This is a genomic window from Rickettsia endosymbiont of Thecocarcelia acutangulata (assembly GCF_964263195.1).
GTDB lineage: Bacteria > Pseudomonadota > Alphaproteobacteria > Rickettsiales > Rickettsiaceae > Rickettsia > Rickettsia felis.
The window spans coordinates 1,332,166-1,346,459 of the sequence record NZ_OZ181652.1 but is presented as its reverse complement, the minus strand read 5'-3'; the positions used below and the strand labels follow the sequence as shown (position 1 = coordinate 1,346,459).

Here is a 14,294-nt window from a genome sequence, read left to right as displayed (position 1 = left end):
ATGAGATAGTTTTTAACGTCATTGCGAGGAAAAATTGAAAATTTTGACGAAGCAATCCAGTAAAAAATTCTAATTTACAGAATTTTTTTATTACTTTTTCTGGATTGCCATGCAGTCTACGCCTGCTCGCAATGACGACTCGGTATCCATTAAATCTATAATGTTTTAACTGCTTCATAAAATATAGGTAACCACTTATCCGGATCATTGCCGTATTTCTCTCTAATTTGATCGAGCAATATTACAGTCTCAACTCTGCCGGATAAAACACTAATTATATTATTCATACCGTCTAAGTTAACTTTAGCAACTACGGCATCTATTCCTTGTTTTATTAAAAAATAACGTGTAGTAGGGTCGGTAGTTTTAATTAAAATATATTCTCGCTGACTTAACATAAATGCACTACGATAAATATCGGTAGCTTTCAAATTAGGTAAAAAAATCTGCGTAGCTGTTTGTTGAATCAACGTATCACTAATTCTACTTTTTGCGGCATCTTCAACACTCTGCGTAGCAAATATAACAAAAGTATTTAATTTTCTCAACACTTTTAACCAATCTTTGATCTTAGGTGCAAATACTGGATTATCGATTAAAGCCCATGCTTCATCAAGTACTATCATAGTTTTCTGCCCATCTAAAGAGATATTAGTGCGATGGAAAACATATAACAATACCGGTGCAAGGCTTACAGGGTCTTTAAGTAATTCAGTCATATCAAAACCGAATACCCTTGCTTTTTGCAAATCAATATCATCTACTTCATTGTCAAATATCTTAGCATGTGAACCTTTACCAACCCACATTGCAATCCTACTTGCCAAACTATTTGGTGTATCAATACCAAGAAATGCTATAACATTACTAAGCCTTCTGTCTTTTTTCTCTAATCTAAAATTACCGCTTACTGCTTGAGATAAGATTTTATTATCTTGTGCAGTTAAACTTTCACCGTTAGAAGTTACAAGTACACGAAGCCACTCTAAAATAAATGTTCTATTCTCACTAGTATCTTCAAGCTGCAAGGGATTAAAATTACATTTTAATCCCGGATCAATTACCGTATAAACTCCGTTTAAAGCACGTATAAATATTTCTGCTCCTCGATCTTTATCAAAAAAGAACATACGAGGTTTAAATTTTTGTGCTTCCGCACATAAGAAATTCATAAGAACTGTTTTACCGGCACCAGTTGGACCGATAATTAGAGTATGCCCAACATCCCTTACATGGAAATTAAAATAAAACGGCGTACCTGAAGTAGTATCAAGTACTGTGACATATTCTCCCCAATGGTTATCTCTAATTTTACCGAGCGGATAATTATGTTGTGAGGCAAAGCTAGCCATATTAAGAGTATTTATAGTGGATTTACGTACTATATAATCCATATTTCCCGGCAACTGTCCCCAATAGCTAGGTTCCATGTTAACTTTTTCTCTAACCGGCTGAATTCCTGAATTAGAAAGCTCAACTGCTGCCATTGATAATATATCTTCCAAAGCTTTAATATTATTCGCGGAACATAAAAGCGATAAATGATGCTCACCGAAACCGATATCACCGCTAGTGGCCATATCAAGGGCCGTATTAATTTCAACAATTTGCGAAGTAGCTTTATCACCGGATTGTATCATTCTATTTTGCTGTAATTGCATTTTACCGATCGCTACGGTTCTATTAGCAAAGACAAAGCTTTGAGTCATGATAAATTCAAAAGGCATTTGCAGAAATCCATCAAAAATTCCTGCCGAAGTATTAGGTCCGTATTCAAGTATACTGATCATTCCGGCATATTTTCTGCCAAGCGGACTTCTTGCTTCAATAGTACGAGAATCAAAAAATAAGCGATGAGTCGGTAAATATTCGTCAATAGTACCACGCGGTAATGCTATAGGACTCGGTGAATCACCGCAATTGATTAAAGATGAAAGGAATTCTAAAATTTCACAATAACTACCTGACTGCGTTTGACGAACTCCAAGTAATCTTGCTCCGTAACTTCTGAATGTATTAACCACTCTAGTTGACATTTCTTGAAGATTTTCTTTCATCTCTTTCATGTCATTTCCCCAAGCGGTTTTATTAGATTTTTGTCTAAGCTTCTTTAGAAAATACTCAACTATAGCAGCACCGCCGGTATCAGGCTTATATAAAATACTAACATATAATTCGTTAAAAAATGACCTAGCACCCGCATGTTTCTTACGCCATTCCGCACCTAAATAAGTAATAAAATCATTAGGTACTTTTACGGTAGGATCATAAGTAAATTCCGTATCGTCAAATATTACTGCTTTACGTCTTCTAATAGTATGGAAATACATAACGATATTTCCCGAAGCCATATTTTTAAGTAAGGCATTTCTGATATTCTTTTTAATGTCTAAATCTTCATCATCAGCAGTTTCAAAAGAAAATCCGTTTATTTTAATAACTTGTAATAAAGAATTATCTTTTGTTAAAATAGTATTACTATCCCAATGACATTTATAAGGAATAAAATGCGAAGTTGGTCTTTCTTGTTTAGACCTTAATTCTTTAGCTGCTCTAGTTCTAAATAACTTCATTACCTCACCTGATTTAACTATTTTGATTTATTTTGTCATTGCGAGAAGAGGCAAAGCCTCGACGCAGCAATCTCAGAAATTTTATACTGTCAGCCTACGGCTACTCTCAAGGCATTGTTGCGTAGACCGGTAAAACCTACTGTGTCACCTAGTTCACTTGACCACGTGGTCCATAAAAACAATAAAAAATACTAAAATTATTAGTATTTTTAACTGGATCCCGTGGTCAAGCCACGGGATGACAGAGGTAAAACTGATCTACGCAACAACACCTGCTCGCAATGACGGTTTAACATCCACGAGAGAATGACATAAAACTCAAATATTATACGAATTTGCTCCGTAGTAAAATTTATTAGGACATTGGCTAGTTCTTGACATTTTATTTAAATATAGCTCTATGAATCTCGGTTCTTTAAAACATATAATATAAGCTACCAAATGCAAAGCAGCTGCAATGAATAAAATCATAATGCCGTTATTCCAAATAAATACTATCATCGTCATTATCATATTTAATGCAGCAAACTTAATACTTACCCCAAATATCATCGGCGGTCTAGTTAACCCTACAAATAAAAGATCGGATGCTAATGCTCCTGCCATAAAAAACCTCTATTAATTTATATTAATATCAAACATAGTTGACAATATTGAATTCGGTACTTCACTATTCACAAAATGTACGTAACCGTTATTATTTTCAAGTGCATTAACTGCTATCTTAATTAATTCTTCTTCGATGAAATTATTACTATCATCTAACATTGATTTCAATAAGTTAATATCTCGTATTTTTATATTATACGGAAATGTCTCGGATACCTGTAATATCTCATATGGCAATATTAAATGTTCCACACTTAATGCAGAAGCAATTGTTGCTACCGTTAAGTTAACATTTAATAAATGTGTTTTTTCTTGATCATCATTAGCAAATGGTGCTATCACGGGTATAATATTATTATCTTCAAAATTTAATAAAATTTCCGGATTAATCATAATAGGTTCACTTAAAAAACCAATATTTATAACATCATGATTTACAATTTTTCGGTGAAATAATTTTGACTTTTTTGCTTGCAGTAGATTAGCATCCTTACCTGAAATACCAACTGCATAACAACCTATACTATCTTAACTTTGTTACTATAAGCTTGTTAATAACTAGATAAAATTTCCATAATAATAGGATTATTTAGAGAACTATAGTCGCTTATTTTACTAATTTTCTGACTAAAATTTTCATCTATTTGTGATATTAAAGACGAACTTCGTAAATCAATATAATCATGTACTATATATATTTTAGCACCGCACATCTCAAGCAATCTAACAGATTCAATAAAAACCGTAAATAATTTATAGTCAATAATAATAGCAGCAGGTAATTTTAGAACTATTGCTTGATTCTTCAGCTCACTACTACACTTTATTATATTCTTAATTATAGCAATGTTATTTAATGAAGAAATACTATCTACCTCTTTACCTTTGAGGTTTGATGCATTTTGCCAAACTAGCTTTAAGTTCTCTTGCACCTTCTTTACTCCTACTACTTACATACATAACATTACATGAGTAGTTTAAAGTTGCAAGAAAATTCTGTGCTTCATCGTTAAGGTTTTTACGATCCGTAACTTTATCGGATTTTGTGAAAATAATTTGAAATTCTCTTTTATTTGCAAGTAATAGCTCTGCTACTTTCTTATCGTTTTCTTTTATACCTCTTCTTGAATCAATCAATAAGTTAACTAACCTTAAATTATAACTATTTCGTAAATAATAACTAATTAACACTTCCCACTGTTCTTTTACTGATATAGGAACATTAGCAAAACCATAACCGGGAAGGTCAACTATAATAAGTTTATCTGCAAGGTTAAAAAAATTGATTTGCCTAGTACGTCCAGGAGTATTAGAAACTTTAGCAAGATTTTTATTATTACATATCGTATTTATTAGGCTTGATTTGCCGATATTTGACTTACCGACAAAAGCAATTTCCGGTAATGAAAAATTGGGGATTTGATTTATATTCATAGCACCGGCTACAAATTTAGCTTGATGACGAAAAAGCTTACTGCCATCAGTCGATTTTGTATGCACTATTTTCTGAGTAGTCATAATTTGCTTTCGTATTTGATGTAATTAGGCATTGCCCGAGTGAATACCGAGTCGTCATTGCGAGGAAATTAGGTAGTAATTGTACGTACGCAATCCAGTAAAAAATTCTGATTTACAGAATTTTTTTTATTATTTTTCTGGGTTGCCATGCAAGTACTATAACTGCTCGCAAAGCATTGTTGCGTGGATACCGATGTCATTCCTGCGAAAGCAGGAATCCAGAAAATAGTATAAATACAGCAAATTTTTTGAAATTAAAAGCTCGATTTATCTCGCTTTATGCTGGATTCCCGCATACGCGGGAATGACATAAAGAGCATTTACCGGTCCACGCAGTCAATGCTTTCTCGCAATGACACAAAATGAACCATACAATAACGCTATAAATGGGTTAGAATGACATTAAAAAAATATGGTAGCGGGGGCTGGATTTGAACCAACGATCTTCAGGTTATGAGCCTGACGAGCTACCGAGCTGCTCCACCCCGCAATAATTGAAAATTAACGATTTATCTGTGTTATATTGTGATTTAGTCCAATACTATGCGAATATTGCTAATGTCATTCTTGCATAGATATCGAGTAGTCATTGCGAGCAGCCGTAGGCTGCATGGCAATCTCATGAAATAATAATGAACTCCTGAGATTGCGGACATACAATTGCCATGCAATTTCCGTAGCTTAGACGACCTTCAGTATCCACAAACAAAGCTTAACTAGCTTCTTTCTTACCACCGAAAGAAAGACCTGAGAATCTTTTATTGAAATCACTAACACTTTTGTTCGATTGATTTACTACATTTCCGGAATCTTTATTCCATGCCGGATGCTTTCTAAAATCAACATCCATTAAAATTTCACCTGTAGGATGAGTAGACATTGTTTCGAAAACATCGCTTCCTACTTTAATCAAAAACTTTTTATATTCTGGATGTATAACGCTTTTCATAATGATTTTGCCGTTTTAGTCTGAATTATTTTTTTCTTAATAGCTCTAGCGTTACTTGATAAAACATTATCATCGGCTTTTAGAATATACGCATCAAAACCGCCAGCTTTTTCTACTGAACTAATACATCTAGCATTAACCGATAATCTATATTCTCCAGCTGTTATATCACTTGTAAACTTAACTGACCTTAAATTAGGCTCAAAACGTCTTCTAGTTTTACGTTGAGAATGTGATACATTATTGCCGTATAAAACACCCACACCTGTGAGTTCGCACTTACGTGACATAAGCTAAATACCTTAAAACTTATAAAATATACTCCAAGTAAATGAAGTCATATACGAAGATCAACTTCAAAAAGAGTAATTGGTTCACAAGTCGAGGAGCGGAGGGTATACTTAATACGTGAGTACCGCAGATCTTGTAGAACGATGTAGCTAATTCTTGAAGTTCTATCTGAGTATATACAATAGATAAAAAATATAAAGTAATACTCCCCTAGTGTCAAGAGATAATTACGGTCCGTTTAGTGAAGAAATAAAGATAGGTACGATGTATTTATATGTGAAATAGGCACAAGCCAAGCCTAACATAGTACCGATAACGATTATACGGAATTTTGCAGGACTAAAAATTAAAATAACTATTCCAAGAATAATTACTATTTTTATTATATCATCTGTCGTATAAGAGCTAGAGTTTATAGCATAAACATTTAGGTTTATACCTAGAAATATTATTATACATAATAAGTTCTTAAACATTTTATACCTCTATAGGACCGGTAGTTAATCCATTTATAAATTGTTTTAAATAAGGATTATCACTATTACGCATTTCATCTTTACTACCGTACCATTTAATTTTTCCTTGATAAATCATAGCTACTTCTTTAGCTATTTTTTCGGCACTAATCATATCATGAGTTATAGTAATCGTAGTTGCCCCTAACTCTTCTTGGATTTTTATAATTAATTCGTTGATAACATTTGCCATTATAGGATCAAGTCCTGTGGTCGGTTCATCAAGAAATAAAATCGACGGTGTACTACAAATAGCCCTAGCAAGGGCTACTCTTTTTTGCATTCCGCCCGATAATTCAGAAGGGTAAAGATCAAGTATTCTAGGGGACAAACCGACGGAATTAAGCTTTGCACCGGCAAGGTCGTTTTTTTCTTTCTTAGATAATTTTTTAGTCTCGAAAGTAATATTATCACGTATATTTAAGGAGTCAAATAATGCTCCGCCTTGAAATAAAAAGCCTATACCGTCCATAATCTCAAATTTTTGTTTACTTGAGATATCTTGGATTTCTACATTATCAATAAAAATTTTACCTTTATCAGGTTTAATCAGTCCTACTATATTTTTAATTAGAACCGATTTGCCACTACCGGAACCGCCTAAAATAACTAATGAACTGCCCTTTTTTATATCCAAATCTATTCCGTCTAACACCTTATGATTAGCAAATGATTTATATAATGACCGAATTTTAATTTTAAATTCTTCCTTTGTACTCATATTTATACTTTAAAAAATAATTCGGTTATTAAATAATTACTGATTAAGATAAGGATAGAAGAATTTACTACTGCCGATGTAGTAGCTCTTCCCACTCCCTTAGCCCCTTTACCTGAATAATAGCCGCTATAACAACTTATTATAGAAATAATAAACCCAAAAACTCCTGCTTTAACAAGCCCGGAAATTACGTCAATCGGTTCTAAATACTGAAAAGTACTGGTTAAATAAGCCGTGCTATTAAAATCAAGTTTATATACCCCTACCAAATAACCGCCCATAACACCAATTATATCACCGATTAAAACAAGACAAGGCATTGTAATAATAGCTGCTATTACTCTTGGAAAAACTAAATATTTAATAGGATCGGTAGATAAAGTATATAAAGCATCTACCTGCTCCGTTACTCTCATCGTAGCTATTTCGGCGGCGATTGATGCCCCGACTCTTCCAGCTACCATTAGTCCGGCTAAGACAGGTCCAAGCTCTCTAGTCAGCGATAATACTACTACCGTTGCAATGGAACTTTCAGCCGAGAAACGAGAAAAGCCTGTATAGCTCTGTAATGCAAGTACCGCACCTGAGAAAAAAGTCGTCATCGCAACAACCGGAAGCGAGTGAAACCCGATAAATAATAATTGTCTGATTATTAAACTCAAATATAAAATCGGTCTTATGATACTGCTAAAGGCAACAAAGCTAAATAGAGAAAAACTACCTACACTTTGTGCAAACTTTATAGTACGTTTACCGACCGAATTAGCTATATTTAATAACATTTGTGTATATTTTAAAAGTTAATTGATAAACTCCATTAATTTGAAGTACCGGTATACGAAGATCAACTTCAAAAAGAGCAAGGAGTCTATAAGGCGAGGAGCGGAGCGTATACTTAATACGTGAGCACCGTAGATCTTATAAGACGACGTAGCCAATTTTTGAAGTTCATCGAGTATACATTCTTTTATACCTACTACCGAGACTAGTCAACACCTCATACCCTATAGTACCTATAATACTTGCTATTTTATCGGGCGTGCAATAATTTCCGATAATTTCCGCTTCCTGCCCTAGAAAAATATCAAGAGGTGGTAGATCGGTAACATCGATATTTATCAAATCCATCGATATTCGCCCTACTATAGGAACGCTGCGACCATTAATAAATACTTCGCCTTGATTGCTAAAATTACGACTAAACCCATCTGCATAACCAAACGGTAATGTTGCAATAACACTATCACGCTCAGTTGTAAAAGTCATATTATAACCGATATGGCTATCTAGTGTCAAATTCTGTAAATGAATTATAGGAGCTTTTAAGGTTACGGGATTCTTTGTTAAGGGATTAAGACCGTATAAGGCAGCCCCCGGTCTTACTAAATCAAAATGATAATCTTGTCCTAAAAATATGCCACCGGAATTAGCAAGGCTTGCTTTGACGTTTGGGAAATATTGTAAATAAGTTTTAAATCTGTTTAATTGCTCTAGATTATAAGGATTATCTATTTCCTCGGATATAGCTAGATGGCTTATAATATATTGTAAATCTAACCCTTTTAATAAATCACGATTATTAATTAGCTGTTCTATTTCACTATGAGATAATCCAAAACGATTAATGCCTGTGTTGAAATGCAGATAGCAAGGCAATAATCGGTTTTTCAAATTACTAAATTTTTGCCAAATTTCTATTTGTTTTAAGTTATTTAGAACAGGGGTTAAATTATATTCTATAAGCTCTAAAGCATCATGTTCAAAAACGCCGTTAAGAACCAAAATATTTACATCATTATCTAGTGCTTTGGGCGTTGTTGCATGGATACTAGAGCCGTCATTGCGAGGAGCGAAGCGACGTGGCAATCCAGAAAAATAATTAAAAAAATTCTGACTTACAGAATTTTTTACTGGATTGCTTCGTCGAATTACTGTGTAATTCTTCTCGCAATGACGGAAAACCGATTCATGCCACGAAGCTAGAGCTTTGCGTAAATTAACTCCCTCCTCGCTTGTGGCTACAAAAAAATGCCTACAATTTTCTTCTATTAAAGCTTTAGAAATTTGCACTGCTCCAAGACCGTAACCGTTAGCTTTAACGGCAGCACCGACTAATGAGGTTTTGCAAATATCTTGTAATAAAAGATAATTATTTTTTATTGCAGATAGATTTATTTCTAGAGTACACAAGCTCATAGTATATTTCTTAACTCTTTAACGATAATTGGCATTACCGGTATTATATGAAATTTTGGAGGTAAGTCACCTACTTCTATAGTATCGGTAACAAAAATATTATCTATTACCGAATTTTCAATTTTATCTTTAGAAGCGGCAGCAAGCACAGCATGAGTTATAAAAGCACTAACCGATAAAGCCGAATGTTCTTTTAAAAATCTTGCTACTTTTATGATTGTTTCGCCACTATCTATAATATCATCAATTAATATGCAATTTTTGCCCTCTACACTACCTATTATTGATATCATCTCGCAATTATTATTTATATCCCTTTCTTTGTTTATATAAGCTGAATCTATATTTAATAAATTACTAATTTTTTGAACTCGATTGATACTTCCTTTATCAGGTGCAACTATAACGAAATTGCTATAAGTTCTTAAAAACGGGATATATAAATTTATAGGTTCAAGATTAGAAATAGGAATATTAAAAAATTTCTCTATTTTATCGGAATGTAAATCAATAGTAATTACATGGTTTACTTCGAGCTTCTCTAAAAAATCTGCTATTAACTTAGCAGGAATTATATTTTGAGAATTTATATTATCTTGCCTTGCATAACCGAAATAAGGCATTACTAAAATTATTCGATTTGCTACCGCTTTTTTTGCTGCATCTACTAGCAAGAACAGTTCAATTAAGCGATCATTAACGGGCTTTGATGTGGATTGTACTATGATTACATCTTCATTATGAAATGATTCTTGAATTTCTACTTTTATTTCGGAATCATTGAAATAGGTAATTCTCAGCTCAATATATCTAATATTTAATGCTATAGCTAAACGAGATGCAAGTAACTTACTACTACTGACTGCTAGGATTTTCATGTGAGTGATGTATGTTGTTTGACGCTATTAGCAAACGGACTTTGTTGCGTAGACACCTAATCGTCATTGCGAGCAGAAGTAATACCCCTGAGATTGCTTAGTCAAAACTTACAGTTTTTCCTCGCAATGACGATTTTGGAAATGACAGCAACTTTAAGAACGACTTTCTAATTTTTGTATTAGTACCTCAAAGCCTTGATTTTTTAAAGTATCGGTAAACTCATCTTGTTGAGCCCCAATAAGACTTACACCTTCCGTAATTATATCAGAAACTTTAAAAACATCTTTTCCGTTCCCTTTCATTTCACGTACAAGATATTCTACTTTAATAGGGTCTTGCTCTTTATTACTAACGATATTCATAGCAACCATAAAATCGGTCGAGCTTAAAGGACGAACTCCTACTACTTTAGGCTGTTCACCTTTATAATCTTTTATTAAATCAGTATAAGATTTAGTAACATATTTAGAGTAAACTTTGATGAATTCCTGAACCTGTCCACCTGATAAAGTTTTTATCCCATTTCTGCCTAATGTATATTTAGCCATCCAATCAAAATCTAGGTTCTGAGACATTAACTCACGTGCTTTAGCAATTTTTACTCGCTCAGATAGCTTACTATCATTTAATATACTAGAAGCTTCATTTACTAAATTAGTAACGTAATCATTCAAACCAGCAGGCACTTTCTCGCTAGAATAAGCGGAAAACTTCATAACTAATAAAAATAAACCTGTAATAATTTTTTGCATATAATCCTCGTTAATTTAATTAATTCTTGGGTTTAGGACATTTAAAATTTTCAGGATATTGAACCGATGCTTCACGAACACGATGTAATGCTGATCTAATAGCCGCATAAGGATCGGTAGAATTCTTCATCACATAATCACTAAACGGTAATACAACATATCGATCGTTTATTTTACCAACTGCTAGTACTCCTAAGTCAAAATCATTATGAGTGTAGTACATTAATGGATTAAGAGCATAATTAGTAATTACCGAATCCGTCATATCTCTTGCGTTAGTACTACCGATTATCGGCAATACTAAATAAGGACCTGGGGCAACTCCATAATGTGCGAGGGTACTGCCGAAAGTTTGACGTTCAGAGGGCAAACCTACTTTACCTGCTACGTCAAATAAACCGCCTATGCCAAGCGTCGTGTTAATGAGAAACCGCCAAACGCTTTTCATAGTTTTATCGTAATTTAACTGAAGCCCGTAATTTACCGCCGTAAGCGGTGTATCAACATTACTGACAAAACTATTAACACGTGCTTTTACGTAATCATTCGTGATATTCTTATAACCTATCGCTAAAGGACGCAATATTATATAATCTAGTACAGAATTAAATGCAAACACTTTACGGTTAAATTTTTCGTATGGGTCGTAAACTTCCAAGCAACCGTTTTCATTTCTTCCACCATTATAGTTATATATGTCATTATCAACATATTCAAGATCAGCTCTTGCGAATAATGAGCATAGTATAATAGATAGTATAATTAAAATTCTCATTGATTTATGTTATTTTCTTACAAACAATAATACTATATTTATTGTTTTCCGCTAGTATTATTTCTTCCGAAGTTAATATAGTAAAATTATTTTTTTGTAAAATATTATTTATTTCATTCAAGTTAAAAATAAATTCTTTGCGTTTTACTGAAAATTGCGTCTTTGCGGCGTTCGATAAACAAAGGGCAAAATACCCTTGTTCACTAAGAGATGAGTATATTAAATTAAAATATTCTATTAAATTATTAGTAAACGATAATCCGCAAAAACTAAAAATAATATCAAATTTATTAGAGTTTTGTTTTAAACATTCATCGATAGCAATATTATATATTTGATCGTAAATTTTAGTATTCGGATAATATGTTTCTTGTAAATCATTCATTAAAGTAGAAATTTCTACACCGGTTAAAGTAAAACTTTCCGGAAAACGTTTTTGTATTTCATAACCTACCAGCCCTATATTACTTCCAAGTTCCAAAATAGAATAATTATCCGGTAAATAAGATATCTGCTTGAGTGTATCATTAACAAACCTATACGGGAGATGGATATTTTTATCGTTATTAAAAATAGTAGGATAATATTGTGCAGTTAAATCACGATATTTTCCCCAAATTTCCCCAGGTATTTCAGTAATATCCTTATAATTTTTCAAAAAATTTATAAATATAGCTTTATATTTTTCATTAGATTTTTCTAAATATTCTATAGCTTGTCTGTAATTATTTTTTAAAAAATAAACCCATCCGAGTTGATAATATACTTTATAATCATTAGGATTAAAAAATTTATCTACTAGTTTAAACCTAAGTAAGGCATCATTTAAATTACCTCTATATAAATGATCAAGTCCAAGCTGATAATTAGTTTCGGCTAAATGAGAGAATTTATATTTACAATCACTTATATAATTTTTAAATTCTAAAATTTTATTCTTAATAAAATTCGGTATATTTATTATAGTTAAGCAATAATGTTTGATTTTGTCTTTTATTTTACCGAGCATAGTTTAATTACTAAATTAATATTACTTACTATAATAAAGCATATCTTGATAAATTTTTAAATAAAATAATTTTATTGCGATTAAAATTGCTGTATTATCGCTTTTGTAGGTCAAAAGGGTTAAAAAACCGTCATTGCGAGGAAATTGCATAGCAATTGACGAAGCAATCTCAGGATGCTTGACAAGATTGCCACGTCGCTTCGCTCCTCGCAATGACGATTTGGTATCCATATAACAATACCTAATGCACTAATATGGACTCAAAATTATGTCAATTATTTCTACGAGACTAAATTCTATAAAACCGTCGCCGACCCTTGCAGTCGTTAAAAAAACTCTTGAACTTAAAAAAGCGGGAGTTGATATCATTGCACTTGGTGCCGGTGAGCCTGATTTTGATACGCCTGACAATATTAAAGAAGCAGCAATCAAAGCCATTAAAGACGGCATTACTAAATATACTAACGTTGAGGGGATGCCGCTTTTAAAGCAAGCAATAAAAGACAAATTCAAACGTGAAAATAATATAGATTACGAACTTGATGAAATAATAGTAAGCACTGGCGGTAAGCAAGTTATATATAATTTGTTTATGTCATCTTTAGACAAAGGAGATGAGGTAATTATTCCAGCACCCTATTGGGTTTCATATCCTGATATGGTTGCACTTAGCACAGGAACGCCTGTTTTTGTAAATTGCGGAATTGAAAATAACTTTAAATTAAGTGCGGAAGCTTTAGAACGTTTAATTAACGATAAAACTAAATGGCTTATTATTAACTCACCTAGTAACCCGACAGGTGCAAGCTATAATTTTGAAGAGCTAGAAAATATTGCTAAAGTTTTAAGAAAATACCCTCATGTGAACGTAATGTCCGATGACATTTACGAGCATATTACTTTTGATGATTTTAAATTTTATACATTAGCCCAAATAGCACCTGATTTAAAAGAGAGAATATTTACCGTAAACGGAGTATCTAAAGCTTATTCTATGACAGGTTGGCGTATAGGCTACGGCGTGGGCTCTAAAGCTTTGATTAAAGCAATGACTATTATTCAGTCGCAAAGTACTTCAAACCCTTGTTCAATAAGTCAAATGGCTGCTATTGAAGCATTAAACGGTCCTCAAGATTATATAAAGCCTAATGCTTTAAATTTTCAAAAAAAGCGTGATCTTGCTTTATCAATTTTGAAAAGAGTAAAATATTTTGAGTGCTATAAGCCGGAAGGAGCGTTTTACTTATTTGTTAAATGCGATAAAATATTTGGGCATAAAACTAAATCAGGAAAAATTATTGCAAATAGTAATGATTTTGCCGAATATTTACTTGAAGAAGCAAAAGTTGCCGTAGTACCCGGTATCGCTTTCGGCTTAGAAGGCTATTTCAGAATCTCTTACGCTACTTCTATGGAAGAGCTAGAAGAAGCTTGTACTAGGATTGAGAGAGCTTGTGGTTCTATAAATATAAAATCGTCATTGCGAGGAGATGCGTAGCATCGACGT

At 32.9% G+C, this 14,294-nt stretch carries 14 protein-coding genes, 1 tRNA gene and 1 pseudogene; 1 reads left to right on the top strand and 15 read right to left on the bottom strand.

Annotated features, from left to right (window positions below):
* Window positions 1–155: 155 nt before the first annotated feature.
* The 15 genes and pseudogenes from ACE38Q_RS07250 to ACE38Q_RS07180 all read right to left on the bottom strand — a co-directional run bounded on the left by ACE38Q_RS07250 (window position 156) and on the right by ACE38Q_RS07180 (window position 12,787).
* Entirely contained in the window at window positions 156–2,573 is a 2,418-nt protein-coding gene (locus ACE38Q_RS07250; RefSeq protein WP_500190900.1) for a VirB4 family type IV secretion/conjugal transfer ATPase, read from the bottom strand.
* 318 nt (window positions 2,574–2,891) lie between these two features.
* A complete protein-coding gene (locus ACE38Q_RS07245; protein WP_010976817.1) occupies window positions 2,892–3,179 on the bottom strand; it encodes a type IV secretion system protein VirB3 in 288 nt (95 codons plus the stop codon).
* A gap of 12 nt (window positions 3,180–3,191) precedes the next feature.
* Window positions 3,192–4,114, bottom strand: a pseudogene (locus ACE38Q_RS07240) (amino acid kinase family protein).
* A complete protein-coding gene (yihA, locus tag ACE38Q_RS07235; RefSeq protein WP_500190897.1) occupies window positions 4,062–4,700 on the bottom strand; it encodes a ribosome biogenesis GTP-binding protein YihA/YsxC in 639 nt (212 codons plus the stop codon). Before yihA ends, ACE38Q_RS07240 begins: the two are co-directional and overlap by 53 nt.
* A 413-nt stretch (window positions 4,701–5,113) precedes the next feature.
* Window positions 5,114–5,190, bottom strand: a tRNA-Met gene (locus tag ACE38Q_RS07230).
* A 222-nt stretch (window positions 5,191–5,412) separates the two neighbouring features.
* On the bottom strand, window positions 5,413–5,649 hold the full coding sequence (locus tag ACE38Q_RS07225; RefSeq protein ID WP_500190894.1) for a 50S ribosomal protein L31: 237 nt from the start codon (window positions 5,647–5,649) through the stop codon (window positions 5,413–5,415).
* On the bottom strand, window positions 5,646–5,939 hold the full coding sequence (gene rpmB / locus ACE38Q_RS07220) for a 50S ribosomal protein L28 (protein ID WP_004996729.1): 294 nt from the start codon (window positions 5,937–5,939) through the stop codon (window positions 5,646–5,648). The genes ACE38Q_RS07225 and rpmB overlap by 4 nt, the downstream gene beginning before the upstream one ends.
* Window positions 5,940–6,167: 228 nt before the next feature.
* Window positions 6,168–6,416 carry a DUF5510 family protein gene (locus ACE38Q_RS07215; protein ID WP_040256865.1) on the bottom strand — a complete coding sequence of 83 codons (249 nt, stop codon included), beginning with the start codon at window positions 6,414–6,416 and terminating at the stop codon, window positions 6,168–6,170.
* Window position 6,417: 1 nt separating this feature from the next.
* Complete coding sequence (locus tag ACE38Q_RS07210) at window positions 6,418–7,176, bottom strand: ABC transporter ATP-binding protein (RefSeq protein WP_500190890.1); 759 nt, start codon at window positions 7,174–7,176, stop codon at window positions 6,418–6,420.
* A 2-nt stretch (window positions 7,177–7,178) separates the two neighbouring features.
* The gene (locus tag ACE38Q_RS07205; RefSeq protein ID WP_500190888.1) at window positions 7,179–7,958 is read right to left on the bottom strand and encodes an MlaE family ABC transporter permease; all 780 of its coding nucleotides are present in this window, start codon (window positions 7,956–7,958) and stop codon (window positions 7,179–7,181) included.
* A 166-nt stretch (window positions 7,959–8,124) separates the two neighbouring features.
* Window positions 8,125–9,372, bottom strand: a complete 1,248-nt coding sequence (locus tag ACE38Q_RS07200) for an alanine racemase (RefSeq protein WP_500190886.1) — start codon at window positions 9,370–9,372, stop codon at window positions 8,125–8,127.
* Window positions 9,369–10,250: a ribose-phosphate diphosphokinase gene (locus ACE38Q_RS07195; protein WP_500190883.1), complete on the bottom strand. Its 882-nt coding sequence runs from the start codon at window positions 10,248–10,250 to the stop codon at window positions 9,369–9,371. The genes ACE38Q_RS07200 and ACE38Q_RS07195 overlap by 4 nt, the downstream gene beginning before the upstream one ends.
* A gap of 153 nt (window positions 10,251–10,403) precedes the next feature.
* A complete protein-coding gene (locus ACE38Q_RS07190; RefSeq protein ID WP_500190881.1) occupies window positions 10,404–11,003 on the bottom strand; it encodes a Tgt2/MlaC family protein in 600 nt (199 codons plus the stop codon).
* Between the two features lie 19 nt (window positions 11,004–11,022).
* Window positions 11,023–11,778, bottom strand: coding sequence for an MlaA family lipoprotein (locus ACE38Q_RS07185; protein ID WP_500190878.1), 756 nt, complete (start codon window positions 11,776–11,778; stop codon window positions 11,023–11,025).
* Between the two features lie 4 nt (window positions 11,779–11,782).
* The gene (locus ACE38Q_RS07180) at window positions 11,783–12,787 is read right to left on the bottom strand and encodes a methyltransferase domain-containing protein (RefSeq protein ID WP_500190875.1); all 1,005 of its coding nucleotides are present in this window, start codon (window positions 12,785–12,787) and stop codon (window positions 11,783–11,785) included.
* A 268-nt stretch (window positions 12,788–13,055) separates the two neighbouring features.
* On the opposite strand from ACE38Q_RS07180, the gene ACE38Q_RS07175 reads away from it, so the two are divergent.
* On the top strand, window positions 13,056–14,285 hold the full coding sequence (locus tag ACE38Q_RS07175) for a pyridoxal phosphate-dependent aminotransferase (RefSeq protein WP_500190871.1): 1,230 nt from the start codon (window positions 13,056–13,058) through the stop codon (window positions 14,283–14,285).
* Window positions 14,286–14,294: the final 9 nt, after the last annotated feature.

What these genes read in the sequence shown, in the direction of transcription:
- ACE38Q_RS07195 (WP_500190883.1), bottom strand. Translation starts at nt 10,250, where the DNA reads ATGAAAATCCTAGCAGTCAGTAGTAGTAAGTTACTTGCATCTCGTTTA.
- ACE38Q_RS07245 (WP_010976817.1), bottom strand. Translation starts at nt 3,179, where the DNA reads ATGGCAGGAGCATTAGCATCCGATCTTTTATTTGTAGGGTTAACTAGA.
- ACE38Q_RS07185 (WP_500190878.1), bottom strand. Translation starts at nt 11,778, where the DNA reads ATGAGAATTTTAATTATACTATCTATTATACTATGCTCATTATTCGCA.
- ACE38Q_RS07250 (WP_500190900.1), bottom strand. Translation starts at nt 2,573, where the DNA reads ATGAAGTTATTTAGAACTAGAGCAGCTAAAGAATTAAGGTCTAAACAA.
- yihA (WP_500190897.1), bottom strand. Translation starts at nt 4,700, where the DNA reads ATGACTACTCAGAAAATAGTGCATACAAAATCGACTGATGGCAGTAAG.
- rpmB (WP_004996729.1), bottom strand. Translation starts at nt 5,939, where the DNA reads ATGTCACGTAAGTGCGAACTCACAGGTGTGGGTGTTTTATACGGCAAT.
- ACE38Q_RS07200 (WP_500190886.1), bottom strand. Translation starts at nt 9,372, where the DNA reads ATGAGCTTGTGTACTCTAGAAATAAATCTATCTGCAATAAAAAATAAT.
- ACE38Q_RS07175 (WP_500190871.1), top strand. Translation starts at nt 13,056, where the DNA reads ATGTCAATTATTTCTACGAGACTAAATTCTATAAAACCGTCGCCGACC.
- ACE38Q_RS07205 (WP_500190888.1), bottom strand. Translation starts at nt 7,958, where the DNA reads ATGTTATTAAATATAGCTAATTCGGTCGGTAAACGTACTATAAAGTTT.
- ACE38Q_RS07180 (WP_500190875.1), bottom strand. Translation starts at nt 12,787, where the DNA reads ATGCTCGGTAAAATAAAAGACAAAATCAAACATTATTGCTTAACTATA.
- ACE38Q_RS07210 (WP_500190890.1), bottom strand. Translation starts at nt 7,176, where the DNA reads ATGAGTACAAAGGAAGAATTTAAAATTAAAATTCGGTCATTATATAAA.
- ACE38Q_RS07190 (WP_500190881.1), bottom strand. Translation starts at nt 11,003, where the DNA reads ATGCAAAAAATTATTACAGGTTTATTTTTATTAGTTATGAAGTTTTCC.
- ACE38Q_RS07225 (WP_500190894.1), bottom strand. Translation starts at nt 5,649, where the DNA reads ATGAAAAGCGTTATACATCCAGAATATAAAAAGTTTTTGATTAAAGTA.
- ACE38Q_RS07215 (WP_040256865.1), bottom strand. Translation starts at nt 6,416, where the DNA reads ATGTTTAAGAACTTATTATGTATAATAATATTTCTAGGTATAAACCTA.